Here is an 18,609-nt window from a genome sequence, read left to right as displayed (position 1 = left end):
CAAAAAGGAGATAGAAAAATGACTACATTCGCAACAGAATGGGAAAAGCAATTAGAGCTATACCCAGAAGAGTACCGAAAAGCATACCGCCGAGTGAAAAGGGCGAGTGAAATTTTATTACGTGAACCAGAGCCGCAAGTAGGATTAACGCCGAAAGAGGTTATTTGGACGAAGAATAAGACGAAGCTTTATCGCTACATTCCAAAACAAGAAAAAACACAAAGAGTTCCAATTCTGTTAATATATGCTCTTATTAATAAACCATATATTATGGATTTAACTCCTGGAAATAGTTTAGTGGAATATCTAGTGGATCGTGGTTTTGATGTGTATATGCTTGATTGGGGCACATTTGGTTTAGAAGATAGTCATTTGAAATTTGATGATTTTGTGTTTGATTATATTGCAAAAGCCGTAAAAAAAGTAATGCGAACTGCGAAATCGGACGAGATTTCTTTACTTGGTTATTGCATGGGTGGAACGCTAACTTCTATTTATGCAGCGCTTCATCCGCACATGCCAATTCGTAACCTAATCTTTATGACAAGTCCTTTTGATTTCTCTGAAACAGGATTGTATGGTCCTTTATTAGATGAGAAATACTTCAATTTAGATAAAGCGGTTGATACATTTGGAAATATTCCGCCAGAAATGATTGATTTCGGAAACAAAATGTTAAAGCCAATTACGAACTTTGTTGGTCCATATGTTGCTTTAGTAGATCGTTCAGAGAATGAACGCTTCGTCGAAAGCTGGAGATTGGTTCAAAAGTGGGTTGGGGATGGTATTCCGTTCCCAGGTGAATCATACAGACAGTGGATTCGTGATTTTTATCAAAATAATAAATTGGTTAAGGGTGAACTCGTTATTCGCGGACAAAAGGTAGACCTTGCAAATATTAAGGCGAATGTCTTAAATATTTCTGGGAAACGTGATCATATCGCTTTGCCATGTCAAGTAGAAGCATTGCTAGATCATATTTCTAGCAATGATAAACAATATGTATGTTTACCGACAGGACATATGTCTATCGTTTACGGTGGAACAGCTGTAAAACAAACATATCCGACGATTGGAAATTGGCTTGAAGAGCGTTCTAATTAAAGATAAAAAATCCAACTAGCCTATGTTAGTTGGATTTTTTTATGAAAAATAACAAAACATAGAAAGGAGAAATTTATATTTTAGGAGTATAATTATGAAACTTATGATGGGTAAGTTGTTTTGGAACACAGGAGTTTCTGTACCTTGTTATCCACTGTTAGAAAATGATATGATATGTGATGTGCTCGTAGTCGGAAGCGGCGAAGCTGGTGCTCATATAGCGCATTCGTTAGCGAAAATTGGCGTGAGTGTTACACTTATTGAAAAAAGAGCCATTGCATGTGGTAGCACAGCTGCTAATACAGGTTTACTACAATTTCTCCATGATAAATCGTTAACCTCTCTTATCCATACATTTGGTAAAGAAAAAGGGGTGCGAGCATATAAGCTTTGTTATGAAGCGCTAAGAACAATGGAAGCGGTAATACCGACTCTTGATATTAATCCCCATTTTATTCTGCGAAATAGTTTATATTATGCAAGTAAAAGTGAGGATGTCTCATTTTTACAAGAGGAGTACAATACGTTACAGAATTATGGATTTCCTGTTGAGTATTTTACAGCATCTGATATTAAGGAGCGTTATCCTTTTATAAAACAAGCGGCATTATATACACACGGTGATGCTGAGGTAAATCCGTATTTATTAGCACATAGTCTTTTGCATAAAGCAAACCAAATGGGAGCTAATATATATGAACATACAGAGGCAATACATATAAAAAAACGCAAAAATGATTTAATTTGTTACACGAAAACAGGGAATCAAATTGTAGCAAAGAATATTATTATGGCGACAGGTTATGAAGCGCTTTTTGGAAAGAAAGAAAAAAATACAACAGTAGACACCTCTTATGCAATTGTAACAAATGAAATAGATCAGTTTGAAGGCTGGCATGAGCGATCGTTAATTTGGGAAACGGCACGACCCTACTTATATTTTCGAACGTATCAAAACCGCATTATTGTAGGCGGATTAGATGAAGCGATGCAAATTCAAACAATCGGTGATACGAAATTATTGCATAAGCGTGATATCCTTATTAATATTGTAAAAGAGATGTTCCCGCAGTATAAAAATATACAGGCAGACTACTATTGGGCAGCTGTATTTGGTGGTACTCATGATGGTCTTCCCATTTTAAAAGAAGATGAAAAGATACATAATTTATTTTACGCATTGCCGTATGGAGGTAATGGAACTGTATATGGAATGGTCTTTGCCAAATTATTTGAGCAGTTATTTACAAATAAAGAAAGTAAAGATTTTTCTTTATTTAATCGATAGAAAAAAGGTAGCGAAGTGATGGAATGAGAGATATAAAAAAGTTTTTACAAAAATTACGTCCTGTACAACTCATCGTTTTGTTTTATTTATTAGCGGTAGTTGTATCGGTAATATTGCTTAGTTTCCCGTTTGTTACGAAGCCCGGTGTGAAATGGACATTTATAGATGCTCTTTTTACATCGGTTAGTGCGGTAAGTGTTACGGGGCTGTCTGTTATTACGATTCCAGATACGTTTACTACTGCAGGAATTATTGTTTTAGCTCTTATTTTACAATTAGGCGGCTTAGGAATTATGGCGCTTGGTACATTTGTTTGGATCATTACGGGGAAAAAGATTGGTTTGCAAAGAAGAAGATTAATTATGGCAGATCATAATCAAGGAAATTTATCGGGTCTCGTAGAATTGATGCGTTCTATTTTAATTGTAATTATTTCGATAGAACTTATTGGAGCAATCTTATTAGGTACAAGATTTTTACTTTACTTTCCGACTTGGCAAGAAGCTTATTTTCACGGTTTCTTTGCAGCTGTTAGTGCGACTACGAACGGCGGATTTGATTTAACAGGACAATCATTAATTCCGTATAAAAAAGATTATATTGTTCAAATGATTCATATGTTACTAATTATTTTAGGAGCGATTGGTTTCCCTGTGCTAATGGAAGTAAAGCAATTTCTTAGTAAAAGGCGACAACAATTATTCCGTTTTTCATTATTTACAAAATTGACGACAACAACATTTTTCACACTCGTTGTTGTGGGTACAATTATGATTTTTTTACTGGAGAGAAATCATTTTTTAGTAGGAAAATCATGGCATGAAACTGTATTTTATACATTATTTCAATCTGTGACGACGCGAAGTGGTGGACTTGCAACAATGGATATACGTGAATTATCACAACCGACGCTTTTATTTATGAGTATATTAATGTTTATAGGGGCATCTCCAAGTTCGGTTGGGGGCGGAATACGTACAACTACATTTGCTGTTAGTATATTGTCACTATACACCTTTGCAAGGGGCGGTAGAACAGTTAGAGTCTTCAAACGTCAGCTACATGAAGAGGATGTACTGAAAGCATCTGTCGTTATGACGATGGGGATTTTGTTATGTGCTACTGCGCTATTCATTTTATCTATTACGGAAAATGTACCGCTTATGAGCTTAATTGTTGAAGTTTGTTCTGCTTTCGGAACGACGGGACTATCAACAGGTGTTACGCCTGATTTAACAACTGTTGGGAAACTTGTACTTATTGTGCTTATGTTTATCGGACGCGTTGGTATTTTAACATTTATTTTAGCTAGTGGTGGAAGGGAACAACCACCTCGCTATAAATACCCGAAAGAGCGGATTATTATTGGATAGTATGAAACCATTCTACCTACGTTAGGTAGAATGGTTTTTTAGTCGTTAATGCCAAATTGTGGATGCATAAAAGCTTCATTTTTATTATCCACTTCGTTTTTTAGCAACTCTTGATTTTCTTCTGAAATCCACCCAATATCATTTGTCGGATGGATCCACTCATCGCCAGCCATAATGGCAGGATCTACTTCATCACTCCAATTATTAAGCGGACTGTTCTCGGAATTATATTTACTGTCTCCAATTACAACATTATATTGATTCACAAAAGGTTGTTGCATCGTTTTTCCTGTTCCTTTAAAAGATGGAAAATTCATTTGATGCGGGAGCGTTTCGCCTAAAATGGGTGATTGAATCTTTTCTTTTTTCTTCAAAATTATCGCTCCTTTTTATAATGATTTCTTCATATGTAGTATTTCCATCTAACGCCTCTTATGTACTTGTTAACACTTGCCAGTAATAATTATTTTAAGTTGTTTCAAACTAGAGTAGAAAGTGATTTCTTGAGAGCAGGTGGATGTATTGGTAAAAAGAAAAGTGAAACAAAATGCGGCAATCAATAATAATAAAACTCCGAAAGAAAGCTTACCAGATGCAGAATTTGCATTAGAGTATGAAGGAGAAAATAGCGCAAAGTATGCGAATCGTAATTCAAAAAAAGGGAAACAAAAATGAGGCGTTTTTTACAAACGCCTCATTTTTTTGTGGGATTATAAAGGTTTTTTTAATTATTTGTAAATTTAGTGTTTTCTATTAGCAGAAAAATGCGAAAAAACATAGAAGTAGCAACGTATTACACAAAAACAAACAACAAACAAAAGATTAATGTTGGTTTAATACTGCTTTTACACTAGTTGTTTATATTTGAGTTGTACATAAGATTTGTAAAAGGAGAGAGAAACAGTGAAAAAAACAATCTTTAAAGCTGTAGCGACTGGAATGGTATTTTCGTTATTAATGGGGTGTGGTGCAAAGAAGGAAGAAAGTGCTGGAGCGAAAGTGAAAGATGACAAATTATCTGGATCATTAACTGTTTACACAGCAATTGAAGAAGAGCTTGTACCAATTTATCTTGATTCCTTTAAAAAGAAATATCCTGATGTGAAATTGAACATTGTACGTGATTCAACAGGAGTTATTACTGCGAAATTACTAGCTGAAGGGAAAAATACACAAGCCGATGTTGTATGGGGAACTGCGGCATCAAGTCTATTAGCTTTAGATAAAAAAGATATGTTAAAAGGATACTCTCCAAAAGGAGCAGATCGTGTTCTTCCACAATTTAAAGATGATAAGCAACCTGAAAAATGGGTAGGAAATACTGCATTTATGACGGGGATTGCTGTAAATAAAGAAGAGTTAAAGAAGAAAAATTTACCGATGCCAGAATCATATGAAGATTTAACGAAACCAGAGTATAAAGGAACACTTGTTATGCCACATCCAGCATCATCTGGAACAGGATTTTTAACAGTTTCTGCATGGCTACAAATCATGGGTGAAGATAAAGGCTGGGATTACATGAAGAAACTTCATGATAATATGGCAAGTTATACGCATTCAGGATCAAAACCAGCGAAATTAGCAGGAGCGGGTGAATATCCAGTTGGCGTATCAATGGTTTATAGTGCTTTGAAAGAGAAACAAAAAGGTGCACCAGTTGAAGTTGTATTGCCGAAAGAAGGATTAGGTTGGGAAGTAGAAGCGAACGCACTTATTAAAAAAGATAATGCAAAAAATGAAAAATTAGCGCAAGCATTTTTAGATTGGGCGATTACTGATGATGTAATGAAGTTATACTTCGAGAAAAATGGATTTGCGACAATTAAAAATGATTATAAACTTCCAGATGGATTTCCTAAAGATGTAACAGAAAAGTTATACAAAAAGAATGACTTTAAGTGGGCAGCAGAAAATCGTGACAAAATTTTAGAAAAATGGGAAAAAGAGTTTGGCCAAAAAGCAGAACCGAAAAAGTAAGTGAGTGGGAGAGAGAAAAAATGAGCGAATATTTATCAATTCAACACATTCAAAAACAGTTTGATGCATTTACAGCGTTAAAAGATATTTCTTTTACTGTGAACAAAAATGAGTTTGTATGTTTATTAGGCCCAAGTGGTTGTGGGAAAACGACATTGCTTCGAATTTTAGCAGGGCTAGAAGAGGCAACAACAGGTAGTATAGCTGTGAATGGAAAAGATATTACAGCATTACCTCCTGGAAAGAGAAACTTCGGAATGGTGTTTCAATCGTATGCATTATTTCCGAATTTAACAGCACTTGAAAATATTGAATACGGCTTAAAGACAAAAAAATATGGAAAAGTAGAAGTAAAAGAGAAAGCGCTAGAGGCGTTAAAACTTGTAGATTTGCTGAATGTAAAAGATAAATATCCTGCTCAAATGTCTGGTGGACAACAGCAGCGAGTGGCACTTGCACGTGCGCTCGCTCTGTCTCCAGATATTTTGTTACTCGATGAGCCGTTATCTGCTTTAGATGCAAAAGTACGTGAAAAGTTACGTAGAGAAATGCGTGATTTGCAAGAGAAAGTAGGAGTAACAACTATTATGGTCACGCATGATCAAGAAGAGGCATTAACGATGGCTGATAAAATTGTTGTAATGAATCATGCGGAAATTATGCAGATTGGAACACCAGAGGAGATTTATCAAAGACCGGCCAATCCGTTTGTGGCAGATTTTATTGGTTCTATTAATTTCTTTTCGAAAAATAACGAAGAGCATGCAATTCGTCCTGAACATGTAACAATTGTACAAAAGGACGGTATTAAAACAGTTGTGGAAAGTATGGAATTTCGTGGATCTGTATATCGAACGGAAGTGCGAGTCGTAGAAGAAAACACACACCTTTATAATGAGAAAATTGTAGTGGATATATTAGCATCAGAAGTAGAAGTAGCTGATATTAGAAAAGGAAAGCCGATTCAAATCTCTTTCTCAGAAAATCATATGTTGTCATATGGAAAGAAGGTCATTGTATAGATGGAGATGTTAGAAAACTACAAGGTAGAAAGTGCGAAAAAAAAGATTAAGAGAAGTATAGGGAAAGAGGAATGGATCCAAAGGCTTGTAATTATCGGTATGATTCTTTCCTTCCTTGTCATACTTGTATTACCACTATTACAACTATTTACACAAGCTTTTTATAATAAAGATGGAGTTTTCATTGGTTTAGCGAATTTCAGTAAATATTTTACAACACCAACTTTAGTTCAGTCTTTACAAAATACGGTATGGATTTCGGGCGCAACAACAATTATTTCAGTTTCAATTGCATTCGTTTACGCATATGCAATTGCCCGTACGAATGTTTTTGGAAAGCGTGTATTTCAGTATGTAGCGTTATTACCATTGTTTGCACCAACGATGATGCACGGTATAGCACTTACATATTTATTTGGTAATCAAGGGCTAGTAACGAAAGGAATGTTTGGGTTATTTGAAGGTATACAAATCCCTTTATATGGACCAGTAGGAATTGTAATAGCTGAAGTTATGTATACATTTCCGCAAGCCTTTCTCATATTACTAATTGCCTTTCAAGGATCCGATTATCGTTTATATGAAGCTTCTAATATGCTAGGGGCGAGTAAAACAAAACAATTTTTCACGGTTACTTTACCTAGTGTAAAGTACGGATTAATTAGTGCAATGTTTGTTGTGTTTACACTTAGTTTCACTGATTTTGGGGCACCAAAAATTGTTGGTGGACAATATAATGTGCTTGCTACTGACGTATACAAACAAGTAATTGGACAGCAAAATATGTCGATGGGTGCAACAGTTGGAATGATTTTATTAATCCCAGCTATATTCGCATTTGCAGTTGATCGTATTACGCAAAGAAAGCAGGCGAATTTCTTATCTTCAAAAGCAGTACCATACAGAATAATAGCTAATAAGAAAAGAGATGTCATCTCATTCATATACTGTAGTGTGATTACATTTATGATCATTCTGTTATTTGTGGCAGTTGGTATTGCTGCAAGTGTGAAAGTATGGCCATATAATATGAGTTTTACATTTGAGCATTTTAATTTTTCGAGTTTAACAGGAGATGGACTTGAAGCATTTAAAAATAGCGTAATTGTTTCAGCAGTTACAGCAGTTATTGGGGCGATTTTAACATTTGTATTTGCATATGCAATTGAGAAAATAGACCAGCTACAATTCTTCCGAAAAACAGGTTACTTTTTCTCTATCGTTCCTTTAGCCATACCAGGTTTAGTACTCGGATTAGGATATGTCTTTTTCTTTAGTCAACCAACGATTCAAATTTTGGGACTATCAGTAACGAACCCGTTTCATTCTTTATACGGAACAATCGCTGTGTTAGTACTAGTAAATATCATTCATTTTTATTCTGTAACATTTGTCACGGCAACGACTGCTTTAAAGAAATTAGATCGAGAGTTTGAGCTTGTTTCGCAGTCGATGGGTATTCCGTTTTATAAAACATTCTTTAGAGTAACGGTACCAATGTGTTTACCAGCAATTTTAGAAATGGTAATGTACTACTTCGTAAATTCAATGGTAACTGTATCGGCAGTTGTATTCCTATATGCAGCTGATTTTAAACTAGCTGCCGTATCAATCGTAAATATGGATGATGCAGGAAATGTGGCGCCAGCAGCTGCAATGAGTGTGCTTATTGTTGTTACAAATATTGTAGTAAGAGTTGTATATGAATGGGGAACGAAAGCACTTCGTAACCGAACTTCACAATGGCAAAAAAGATAAGTAAGAAAGGTGATGGACAGAATGAAAATTGAAGCAGTTATTTTTGATTGGGCAGGGACAACAGTTGATTACGGATGTTTTGCACCACTAGAAGTATTCATGGAGATTTTTCATAAACGGGGTGTAGCAATTACAGCAGAAGAAGCTCGTAAGCCAATGGGGTTATTAAAAATAGATCATGTAAGGGCACTTACTGAGATGCCTCGTATTGCGAGTGAGTGGAATTTTATTTTCCAACAATTACCAACAGAAGCAGACATTCAGGAGATGTATGAAGAATTTGAAGAGATTCTCTTCGCTATTTTACCACGCTATGCTTCGCCGATTAATGGAGTAAAAGAAGTGATTGCTTCTTTACGTGAAAGAGGAATTAAAATTGGTTCAACGACTGGTTATACGAGAGAAATGATGGATATTGTAGCAAAGGAAGCAGCGTTACAAGGATATAAACCTGATTTTCTTGTTACGCCAGATGATGTTCCAGCAGGCCGTCCATATCCATGGATGTGCTATAAAAATGCAATGGAACTTGGTGTGTATCCGATGAACCATATGATAAAAGTTGGGGACACAGTATCAGATATGAAAGAAGGTAGAAATGCTGGAATGTGGACAGTTGGTGTAATTCTTGGCAGTAGCGAGCTCGGTTTAACGGAAGAGGAAGTGGAGAATATGGATTCGGTAGAACTTCGTGAAAAAATAGAAGTAGTTCGCAATCGTTTCGTTGAAAATGGGGCGCACTTTACGATAGAAACGATGCAGGAGCTCGAAAGCGTAATGGAACATATCGAGAAACAAGAACTTATTATTTCATAAAAGGGGAATAGGATCATGACTGAAAATCACTACTTATTATTAACACCAGGACCATTAACGACAACAAAATCAGTAAAAGAAGTTATGCTATACGATTGGTGTACGTGGGATGATGAATATAATACGATGGTGCAAGAAGTAAGAGCTAAACTTGTATCGTTAGCGACGAAGGAAGAAGAGAAATATACAACAGTGTTAATGCAAGGAAGCGGTACGTTTTCAGTTGAAGCAGTAATTGGTTCTGTTATTCCGGCAAATGGGAAGATTCTCGTTTGTACAAATGGTGCGTACGGTAAGCGCATTGTGCAAATGGCAGAGATGTTACAGATTGATGTGGTGGTCAGTCAAACAGAAGAGTGGGAACCTACTAATATTGTAGAAGTAGAGAAGTTATTGCAAGAAGATAAAGAGATTACGCATATTGCAGTTGTTCATTGCGAAACGACGACAGGCATTATAAATCCAATTGTAGATGTATGTAAATTAGGAAAACAGTATGGAAAGGTTACAATTGTTGATGCGATGAGTAGTTTCGGCGGGATTGAAATAGACATTGCTGATTTACAAATTGATTTTTTAATTAGTAGTGCGAATAAGTGTATTCAAGGGGTTCCTGGATTCGGATTTGTAATCGCAAAACGTGATGAATTATTGAAGTGTAAAGGGCAAGGACGCTCTTTATCTCTTGATTTATATGATCAATGGGAAACGATGGAAAAACAAAATGGGAAATGGCGTTTTACTTCACCTACACATGTTGTACATGCTTTTTATCAAGCACTACTTGAACTAGAAAAAGAGGGAGGAGTAAGAGCGCGTTACAATCGATATTACAACAATCAAAAACTACTAGTAAATAGAATGGGAGAAATTGGATTTAAGCCACTAGTAGATGAGGAATACCAATCTCCTATTATTACATCTTTCATTTATCCAAAAGAGGGATTCGAGTTTCAACAGTTATATAACGAATTAAAGCGTTATGGATTTGTTATTTACCCTGGGAAAATTTCGAAAGTAGATACGTTCCGCATTGGAAATATCGGTGATGTACATGAACAAGATATTAATCGCTTAGTTGATAGTATTGCTAAAGGAGCTGTTATTGGGTGAAAGTGTTTTGCTTAGGTGGAGCAGGTAAAATTTGTCGCGAAGCTATTTTGGATTTAGTTCAATTTTCATCTTTTGAGACAATTACAGTAGCTGATTTTAACGAGGTGGAGGGCCGTAAAGTAGTAGAATGGCTCAACGACCCTCGTGTTGATTTTGTAAAAGTAGATGTAACGGATCACGAGGATACGGTTGCAAAAATGATTGGTTATGACATTGTAATGGACGGTACGACGATAAAGTTAAACAGATTGTCGACCCGCTGTATTGCAGAAGCAGGATGTCACGGTGTGAACTTAAATGGATTTGGTGAAGAAAATGAATCGCATGCTATATTTGTTGAAAATGAAAAGATATGTTTACCTGGATTTGGCATGACGCCGGGTGTAACGCAAATGATGGCAATGCATGCAGCAAATCAATTGGATACTGTAGAGTCTGTCCGTGTAAGTCACGGTTCGTATCGTCCGATTGCTTTTTCTGCATCAATTACAGAGACAACGACATATGAATATGATCCATATTTACCATCGCGTACAGTGTATGAAGATGGTGAATTTAAGCAAGTACCTCCGTTTGCGCGTCCGAGAGAAATAGAATTGCCAGAGCCTTATGGTAAGGCAACGCAGTATATCATTCCGCATTCTGAAACGATTACGCTAGCAAAGGCATTAGAAAATAAAGGTGTCAAACTGATAGAGACGAGAGGAACTTGGCCACAGCAAAATATGCAACTTGTACGTGCTTTATATGATTACGGCATATTGCGTAATGATCAGATTGAAATAAACGGGAAAGAAATAGGCATTATGGATTGTATTTCACAGTATTTATTGCAATCGAAAGAAGGGCAAGAAACAGAGCTTTATGGTTATGCACTTCATGTAGAAGTAATAGGTATGAAAAATAATGAGAAGCAAAGACATGTGTTATATCATACACATCCGTTATCTGATGGTTCTGTTGTAGGATGGGAAAAATTAAGAGCGTATACGAGAAACGTCGGTATTCCATTTGGGATTGCTGCAGAGTTAATTGCAAATGGAAATGTAAATAGGGTGGGTGTTGTTACGCCTGAAGAAGCCTTTGAAAATCCACAATTGATTTTTGATGAGCTAGCAAAGCGCGGTATTCATATTCATGAAGAAGTTTCTACTTATAAAGAAAATTATAGCTTTGTATAAGTAAGGACGTTTATAAGGGAGATATAAATGAGGTGAAGCTATGTCTGTAGTAGGAGAAGAAAGAAAGCGAACCATTCTTGAAAAGGTAGAATTTAAAGGGAAAGTAAAGGTTTCAGAATTAGCGAGAGAATTTGCTGTATCAACAGAAACGATTCGTCGATATTTAGAAGAATTAGATCGTGAAAAGAAGCTGAAAAAAGTGTATGGTGGAGCTGTTCAACTTCCAGGCGCTGGAGTAGAGGCACCAATGTTAGAAAGAGAAATGCTACATATAGAAGAGAAGAAAAGAATTGGTTATAAAGCAGCGACATTTGTAGAAGACGGTGATGTCATTGCAATTGATGATGGAAGTACACCGCTTCAAATGGTTCCATACCTTGTTCATCGTAAAAACTTAACGATTGTAACAAGTTCATTTCCAGTCGCAACACAATTAATTTCTTCTATTAATAAAAAGATGTTTCACGGTGAAGTTTTGTTTATAGGTGGAAAAGTATCTCCAAAGCATTCGCGTGTATCAGGGTCTATTTCTCAGCAAGTCATACAGCAATTTCATTTTCATAAAGCGTTCGTTTCGATTGATGGGTTATTACCTAGTTTTGGAGTTTCCAGCTTTGAATTAGAGAAAGCGAAATTGTCAGAGGCGATCATGAAATTAGCTGAGAAAACATATATTTTATGTGATCATACGAAGGTAGGCGTGAAAGGGAATTATCGTATAGCAGCAATTTCGCGTATTCAACACGTAATTTGTGATAAAAAAATGCCATATAGCTTTGAAGAAGAACTTAAGAAGCATAATATTCAGTGGACAGTTTGTTAAATACAGTGAAAGCACATAAACTCCCGCCTAATTTTTAGGAGGGAGTTTTATTATCTGTAAATTGTAAAATAAAAGATTTGCAGTTATGCAAAAAGTGGACACATTTTCTCACCTCTTTCATATAATTTACCAATACAAAAAAAGTTGGTCGAAGGAAAGAAGGGAGAACATGTCAGAACGAATATATAATAAACTTGTATTGTACGCGAATATTTTGCAAAAAATCGGTGTCATCAATGAGAAGGAAAAAAGTGAAATTCTTCATACGATAGGTAAAAAAGCCCTTTGAATAAAGGGCTTTTTTATTTTTTATCTTTAAAAATATAAATTTAATGTAATATTCTCATTGACAATGATAATGATATTCATTATCATTTATTTGTGGACAATTGATAATACTTATCAATTGTAAAGATTATATATGATAGGGGATATTATTTTGAAAAAAAATTACATGAAGGCGCTAGTAGTAGCGACAACATTAGCAATTCCATTTGCTACGTACTCTACTCCAGCATTAGCGGCATTAAAAGTTGAAGCAAATCAATCGGTAGCAGCAGCGAGTGATCGCACGTATGATACTGAGATTAAAATATATAAGGACCAAAAAGATGAGCCATCTATGGTTTCTCAATATATAAAAGATCCTAAAGTAACGATTGCAGCTGGCAAAAAAATTGTCACTGTAACAATGCAAGATAGTGATTATTTTCAATATCTTAGAATAGAAGATAGAAACCAGCCTGGTGTATTTCATGATGTGAAGGTTTTGTCAGAAGATAAGAGGAAGAATGGAACGAAAGTAGTTCAATTTGAAATTGGTGAGTTTGAGAAGAAGCACAATATGCAAATGCATATACTTATTCCAGCTATTGGATATGATCACAAATATCAAGTTCAATTTGAAATTAAAGATCCAACTGTAGGTAACAAAGAAACAGAGAAACCAGATGATAACTCTAATTCAGGCAATACGGAAACGGATAATCCAGTTGATAATCAAAATATGATAACAGATAAGAAATTAAGAGAGCTTGTTAATAAAAAAGTATTTAATAGAAAAGATTTAAATACACCAATTACGAAAGAAGATTTATTACAAGTAAAGGATTTGTTTTTAAATACAAATGAGATACTTGATTATAGTGCATTAAAATATATGCCAAATTTAAAATCTTTAACAGTTGCGAATGCGAAGATAAAAGATCCGTCGTTCTTTGCGAACTTAAAGCAATTAAGTCATTTAGCTTTGCGTGGTAATGAATTTTCAGATGTAACGCCACTTGTTAAGATGGATAATTTAGAATCTCTTGATTTAAGTAATAATAAAATTACAAACGTTGCACCACTAACTGAAATGAAAAATGTAAAAAGTTTATTTCTATCAGGCAACCAAATAGAAGATGTAACAGCATTAGCGAAAATGGAACAACTAGATTATTTGAATTTAGCAAATAATAAAATTACGAACGTTGCTCCATTAAGCGCTTTGAAAAATGTAACATACTTAACTTTAGCAGGTAATCAAATTGAAGATATTAAAGCGTTATATTCATTACCTTTAACAGACTTAGTATTAACACGTAATAAAGTTAAAGATTTATCCGGCATTGAGCAAATGAAGCAATTAGAAGAATTGTGGATCGGGAAAAATGAAATAAAAGATGTTACTCCTCTAAGTAAGATGACACAGTTAAAACAATTACACTTACCTAACAATGAGTTAAAGGATATTACGCCATTATCAAGTTTAGTAAACTTACAAAAGCTTGATTTAGAAGCGAATTATATTTCAGACTTATCACCAGTTAGTAATTTGAAAAAATTAGTATTTCTAAGTTTTGTTGCAAATGAAATCCGTGATGTGCGACCAGTTATAGAACTAAGTAAGACGGCTTATATTAATGTCCAAAATCAAAAAGTATTTTTAGAGGAAACAGAAGTAAATAAAGAAGTAAAAGTACCTATATATGAAAAAGATGGTGAGGTTTCTACGAAAATCCGTCTGAAGAGCGATAACGGTACGTATAGTAATGGTGTAGTGAAATGGAGTACACCAGGTGAGAAAATATATGAATTTGGTGTGAAAGATCCATTCGCGGATACAGGAATTTTCTTTACAGGGTCTGTTATTCAAAATGTAGTAGAAAGTAAAGACGGTAATACGTCTAAAGAAGATGAGAAAACAGAAGTGGTAGAATTTAAAGATGTACCAAAGGGACATTGGTCAGAAGAAGCAATTAATTACTTAGCGAAAGAAAAATTATTTATAGGCTATGGAAATGGTGAATTTGGATTTGGTGATAACATTACTCGTGGACAAGTAGCTCTTCTAATACAAAGGTATTTAAAATTAGAAAATAATCTAGTACCAAAAACGGCATTTACAGATACGAAAGGAAATATGTATGAAACGGCTATTGATGCAGTGGTTCAAGCTGGAATTATGACAGGCTATGGAAATGGTATGTTCCGTCCAGATGGAGTATTAACTCGATATGAAATGTCAGTAGTATTACAAAGAGTATTTCAGTTAAAAGAAAATGAAAATAGTGCAGAGAATTTTAAAGATATACCAAATGACCATTGGGCGAAAGGATATGTGAAAGCTTTAGTGGATAATAAAATATCAAAAGGCGATGGGGAAGGGAATTTTTTAGGAGATAATTTCGTAACACGTGAACAATATGCACAGTTTTTATATAATGCAATAAAGAAATGAAGTGAAACTTTAATCAGTGGGGGTTTTGTTCATTCCCCACTGATTATTAGCCCTCACTAATCGGGCTGCCCGTTAATGCGGAATAAAAAATGAGGAAAATACGCTATTCTTTAATTAAAGAGTAGCGTATTTTTATGTACAAAATGAAATAGGAAATAGATAGGAGTATAGACATATGAATAGCCTATTTTAAAGAAGAACCACGAAACTATATTGACAAAAAAGCGTTCTCATGTGATAATTCAATTAATTTTTAGAATAATCAAAAAATATTCCTTTTACATAGAAAGGATTTGAACCTTATATGAATATTATGCCGGGGGTGACGAAATGTTATTTTTTCTGAAGAAATGGAATGAATTAAAAGATGTGAAATCTGAATTGGCACTTCGTGATTGGTTTTATGGTACCAAAATTAGCTTATCGCTATGTACGTCAAAAGAGCCGTTAACATTCTTAGTAAATGTTGAAGGAAGAGATAAAGGGCTATTTTCGGAAGAAGATTTTATTGTCGTAAATTGCATGTGCGAGTCAGTATTTGAAAATGAAGAAAAACCAGCTGCAGAGTCATTTATGCATGCGGATATTTATAAAAAAAGTAGTGCAGGATGTATTTTACAAGTGCAGACTGTAGATAGTCATTTAATATCAGAGTTATATGGGGAAGAAGGAGAAGTAACGTTCGATAAACGCAGTGTGGAGCGTGTTTTCGGAAAAGAAGGTATAACAGAAATGACAATTCCAATTGTAGAAGATGAAAAAAAATTCGCTGATTTATTAGAAAGGAATGTTCCGAATTTCATTGAAGGTGGAGGGGTAGTTCTTGTTCATAATTACGGCATGATTGTGTGGGGAAAAACGCCAGAAGAGGCGAAAAAATGGCTAGAGGGTATAGAATATTTAATGAACTATCATGTAAAGTTATTAATGATTAAGGGGGCAAGAAGCTCTGTTATATAAAAATGGATGTGATATAGCTACAAGTTAATAAATAAATGAAAGCGTTTTAAAAATAATTTCACTCATAAAATATAGGTCTCCTTATTATATATAGATTACATGTTGACATGTAAGGAGGAACATATTTTGCGAGTTAAATATCATTTTCTGCCAAAGCAGCAAGTAACATTTTGCAAAATAAATGATTCTGGTGAAGAGGCACTGCAAATGATGAACGAAACGGGATTTCGAGCCATCCCGGTATTAGCAGAAGATGAGAAGAAATTCACGGGGATTATTTATAAAGTAGATTTATTAGAAAAAAAATGCAATAGCGGATTAGAGCATGTAAGTGCAGGGGATATGCTCGACGATTCCAATGCATTTATTTTTGAAAAGGATTCCTTCTTCAGAGCCTTTTATGTAATTCGTCGGCTTCCGTTTTTAGCCGTGCTAAATGATTATAATGAATTTGTCGGTATGTTAACGCATTCGAATATATTTGATGTTATTGAAGATTCATTTGGTATGCGAACAGGTGGTTATATATTAACAATTGCAACACAAGATTGTAAGGGAACGATTAAAGAGCTTGGGACATTGTTAAAAGCATATAATATCGGTGGCCTATTTACGCTAGATAACGGTGATCAATATATCCGCCGCGTTATTGTAAATATATCAGATGAGTTAGATGAAACAAAATTAAAGCAATTAATCGGAAAAATAGAGAAAAAAGGATTCAGAGTGAGTCACGTAGATTATATTTAAGTTAAAAAGAAAAGTACCTATCTGTTATATATAGATAGGTACTTTTTTGTCCCACTATTTGTGGGCAGTAAGATCTTCGCCTCAAAATTTGGTGAAAGCAAAGAAGTTAGGTGGGCGGGTGTTACCTGTAAAAGCCCAATTGGTGAGGGCTGATTATATGTGAGTAATGAACTTTATTTTGAAACAGGAGGCGGGGATAATGCTAGATCAGATAAGAAAATAAAGTCTGCATGCTCACGAATTTTAGGGATAGAAGTTTCAATAACGCGTGATGTAATTTCACCTGGGGGGCCCACATGCCCGATAGCTACCACAATAGGTTTTTCTTGAATTTTTTTGATGAGTAATTGGGCTTGTTTTGAAATATGCCCTGCTGTATATACATCATCAAAAAATAGTTGGTTTTCAATAATAGGAACTCCTAATTCTTTTCCGATTTTTGGGACGACACTATTAGGATTCGTTTTACTATCTAAGTAAAATAAACCGTGTTTTTTACAAGCAGCAAGTATAAGGCGAACAATTCTTTCATCCGCTGTTACTTTTGACCCCATATGATTGTTCATTCCAATTGCATGCGGTACTTCTTGAATCGCTTGTTCAAGTCGGTTGTTTATTTCTTCATCGCTTAAATCAGTTGTAATTGCTTTCGGCCCAAGCCATTCTTTTTTACCTTTTATAGGTTCCATTGGCATATGTATAATAACTTCATGTCCTTTCTTATGGGCAGCTATTGCGTCTTCTTTTGTGGAAGGAAGAAAAGGCATAACAGCAACAGTGAGTGGAATGGGAAGTGATAACATTTGATTAGTCCCCTTCATATTATTACCGAAATCATCAATGACAATAGCAACTTTATTCGTATGAGCATTTGCTTGAATAGGAAATAAGAAAGACGGTAAAAACAAAACAATGATGAATAATGCAATCGTATATTTTCGCATATAAATATTTCCTTTCTATTGTTATCCTGCTATTTGTGGGTAGTAAGACTCCCACCTCAACATTGGGCTGGATAGGTGGGAGATTCACTGCCTACCCGATTGGTGAATGCTAATTATCAGTGGGGGCTGAACAAAAAAACACTGATTAAAGTTTCACTTTATCAATCATCATTATGTTTTGCTTTTTTATATAAATTAAACAAAAAATGTCGAAGAAAAGTAGGTGGAAAATTAAGAATCCCCGGTTTACGTAGAATTTATAAAAAAAGAAGATGAAAAAAATGTCTATTATTGCGAATGTATTTACAAAGATAGAATAATTTGTAATAATTCTCAAAGTGAGGGTAAAGATTTGTAAATTACAGGGAGAAAATGTTAAATTTTCTGATTCTTCAAATTTGCATATGATTAAGTAGTTAAACAAGTCAATGGAGAAGTGAAGTTAAGAGCATGGAAGTATAATAAGGGGGATATGGATGTTTACTGTAAAAAGGAAGTACACATTAGAAAAGCTTTCACGTGATATTCATATGAAACGTGAAGAAATGATTCAACTAGGATTAACAAGTGGGCTAAATAGTAGGGAGACAATTCAAGTTAGTCAAGAATTGGACAAGCTTATTTTACAATATCAATGTTATAAAGAAAAACAAACACCGAAATGGTTTTCAATTATAAAAATACCTATTTTCCAAATCGGGTATGAAGGAAAATCAAATAATTTTTGGCGAATGCTTGTGGCTGGTTTTATGAAATAAGTATAATTACCCTTATA

17 protein-coding genes are annotated in these 18,609 nt (G+C 34.8%); 15 read left to right on the top strand and 2 right to left on the bottom strand.

Features of this window, described 5'->3' with window-relative positions; genetic code table 11:
• Positions 1-18: 18 nt before the first annotated feature.
• The 3 genes from phaC to ACTFR8_RS07585 all read left to right on the top strand — a co-directional run bounded on the left by phaC (position 19) and on the right by ACTFR8_RS07585 (position 3,765).
• On the top strand, positions 19-1,104 hold the full coding sequence (gene phaC, locus ACTFR8_RS07595) for a class III poly(R)-hydroxyalkanoic acid synthase subunit PhaC (protein ID WP_000206333.1): 1,086 nt from the start codon (positions 19-21) through the stop codon (positions 1,102-1,104).
• A 94-nt stretch (positions 1,105-1,198) separates the two neighbouring features.
• Positions 1,199-2,392 (top strand): NAD(P)/FAD-dependent oxidoreductase, encoded by a 1,194-nt coding sequence (locus tag ACTFR8_RS07590; protein WP_050821730.1) that lies wholly within the window; start codon positions 1,199-1,201, stop codon positions 2,390-2,392.
• A gap of 23 nt (positions 2,393-2,415) precedes the next feature.
• Positions 2,416-3,765: a TrkH family potassium uptake protein gene (locus ACTFR8_RS07585; protein ID WP_001204691.1), complete on the top strand. Its 1,350-nt coding sequence runs from the start codon at positions 2,416-2,418 to the stop codon at positions 3,763-3,765.
• 38 nt (positions 3,766-3,803) lie between these two features.
• Here ACTFR8_RS07585 and ACTFR8_RS07580 read toward each other — a convergent pair whose 3' ends face one another.
• Entirely contained in the window at positions 3,804-4,139 is a 336-nt protein-coding gene (locus ACTFR8_RS07580; protein WP_003313079.1) for a DUF3905 domain-containing protein, read from the bottom strand.
• Between the two features lie 148 nt (positions 4,140-4,287).
• Here ACTFR8_RS07580 and ACTFR8_RS07575 point away from each other — a divergent pair, with 148 nt between their 5' ends.
• From ACTFR8_RS07575 to cbpA, 11 genes are all read left to right on the top strand, one after another.
• A complete protein-coding gene (locus tag ACTFR8_RS07575) occupies positions 4,288-4,440 on the top strand; it encodes a hypothetical protein (RefSeq protein ID WP_000240799.1) in 153 nt (50 codons plus the stop codon).
• A gap of 228 nt (positions 4,441-4,668) precedes the next feature.
• Complete coding sequence (locus tag ACTFR8_RS07570) at positions 4,669-5,745, top strand: putative 2-aminoethylphosphonate ABC transporter substrate-binding protein (protein WP_000750895.1); 1,077 nt, start codon at positions 4,669-4,671, stop codon at positions 5,743-5,745.
• Positions 5,746-5,765: 20 nt separating this feature from the next.
• A complete protein-coding gene (locus ACTFR8_RS07565; RefSeq protein WP_000006192.1) occupies positions 5,766-6,767 on the top strand; it encodes a putative 2-aminoethylphosphonate ABC transporter ATP-binding protein in 1,002 nt (333 codons plus the stop codon).
• Positions 6,768-8,525: a putative 2-aminoethylphosphonate ABC transporter permease subunit gene (locus ACTFR8_RS07560; protein WP_000425518.1), complete on the top strand. Its 1,758-nt coding sequence runs from the start codon at positions 6,768-6,770 to the stop codon at positions 8,523-8,525.
• 21 nt (positions 8,526-8,546) lie between these two features.
• On the top strand, positions 8,547-9,341 hold the full coding sequence (phnX, locus tag ACTFR8_RS07555) for a phosphonoacetaldehyde hydrolase (protein WP_050821731.1): 795 nt from the start codon (positions 8,547-8,549) through the stop codon (positions 9,339-9,341).
• Between the two features lie 15 nt (positions 9,342-9,356).
• Positions 9,357-10,454: a 2-aminoethylphosphonate--pyruvate transaminase gene (gene phnW, locus ACTFR8_RS07550; RefSeq protein ID WP_000138230.1), complete on the top strand. Its 1,098-nt coding sequence runs from the start codon at positions 9,357-9,359 to the stop codon at positions 10,452-10,454.
• Positions 10,451-11,635 carry a saccharopine dehydrogenase family protein gene (locus ACTFR8_RS07545; protein ID WP_000862174.1) on the top strand — a complete coding sequence of 395 codons (1,185 nt, stop codon included), beginning with the start codon at positions 10,451-10,453 and terminating at the stop codon, positions 11,633-11,635. Before phnW ends, ACTFR8_RS07545 begins: the two co-directional genes overlap by 4 nt.
• Before the next feature lie 40 nt (positions 11,636-11,675).
• Positions 11,676-12,458 carry a DeoR/GlpR family DNA-binding transcription regulator gene (locus ACTFR8_RS07540; protein ID WP_050821732.1) on the top strand — a complete coding sequence of 261 codons (783 nt, stop codon included), beginning with the start codon at positions 11,676-11,678 and terminating at the stop codon, positions 12,456-12,458.
• Between the two features lie 421 nt (positions 12,459-12,879).
• The gene (locus ACTFR8_RS07535) at positions 12,880-15,180 is read left to right on the top strand and encodes an NEAT domain-containing leucine-rich repeat protein (RefSeq protein ID WP_002004686.1); all 2,301 of its coding nucleotides are present in this window, start codon (positions 12,880-12,882) and stop codon (positions 15,178-15,180) included.
• Positions 15,181-15,510: 330 nt separating this feature from the next.
• Positions 15,511-16,140, top strand: a complete 630-nt coding sequence (locus ACTFR8_RS07530; RefSeq protein WP_000896005.1) for a class II aldolase/adducin family protein — start codon at positions 15,511-15,513, stop codon at positions 16,138-16,140.
• 126 nt (positions 16,141-16,266) lie between these two features.
• Positions 16,267-16,890: a cyclic di-AMP binding protein CbpA gene (cbpA, locus tag ACTFR8_RS07525; protein WP_001264207.1), complete on the top strand. Its 624-nt coding sequence runs from the start codon at positions 16,267-16,269 to the stop codon at positions 16,888-16,890.
• Positions 16,891-17,063: 173 nt separating this feature from the next.
• Here cbpA and ACTFR8_RS07520 read toward each other — a convergent pair whose 3' ends face one another.
• Positions 17,064-17,834 carry a divergent polysaccharide deacetylase family protein gene (locus ACTFR8_RS07520; protein WP_100619536.1) on the bottom strand — a complete coding sequence of 257 codons (771 nt, stop codon included), beginning with the start codon at positions 17,832-17,834 and terminating at the stop codon, positions 17,064-17,066.
• Positions 17,835-18,310: 476 nt separating this feature from the next.
• Between ACTFR8_RS07520 and ACTFR8_RS07515 the strand changes: the two genes are divergently transcribed.
• Positions 18,311-18,592: an aspartyl-phosphate phosphatase Spo0E family protein gene (locus ACTFR8_RS07515; protein WP_000495536.1), complete on the top strand. Its 282-nt coding sequence runs from the start codon at positions 18,311-18,313 to the stop codon at positions 18,590-18,592.
• The last annotated feature ends 17 nt before the right edge of the window (positions 18,593-18,609 follow it).

The sequence above is a fragment of the Bacillus cereus group sp. MYBK15-3 genome, from assembly GCF_051916765.1.
Taxonomy (GTDB): domain Bacteria; phylum Bacillota; class Bacilli; order Bacillales; family Bacillaceae_G; genus Bacillus_A; species Bacillus_A cereus.
Note: the sequence above shows the minus strand (reverse complement) of the source record. Positions and strands in the feature narration are given on the sequence as shown.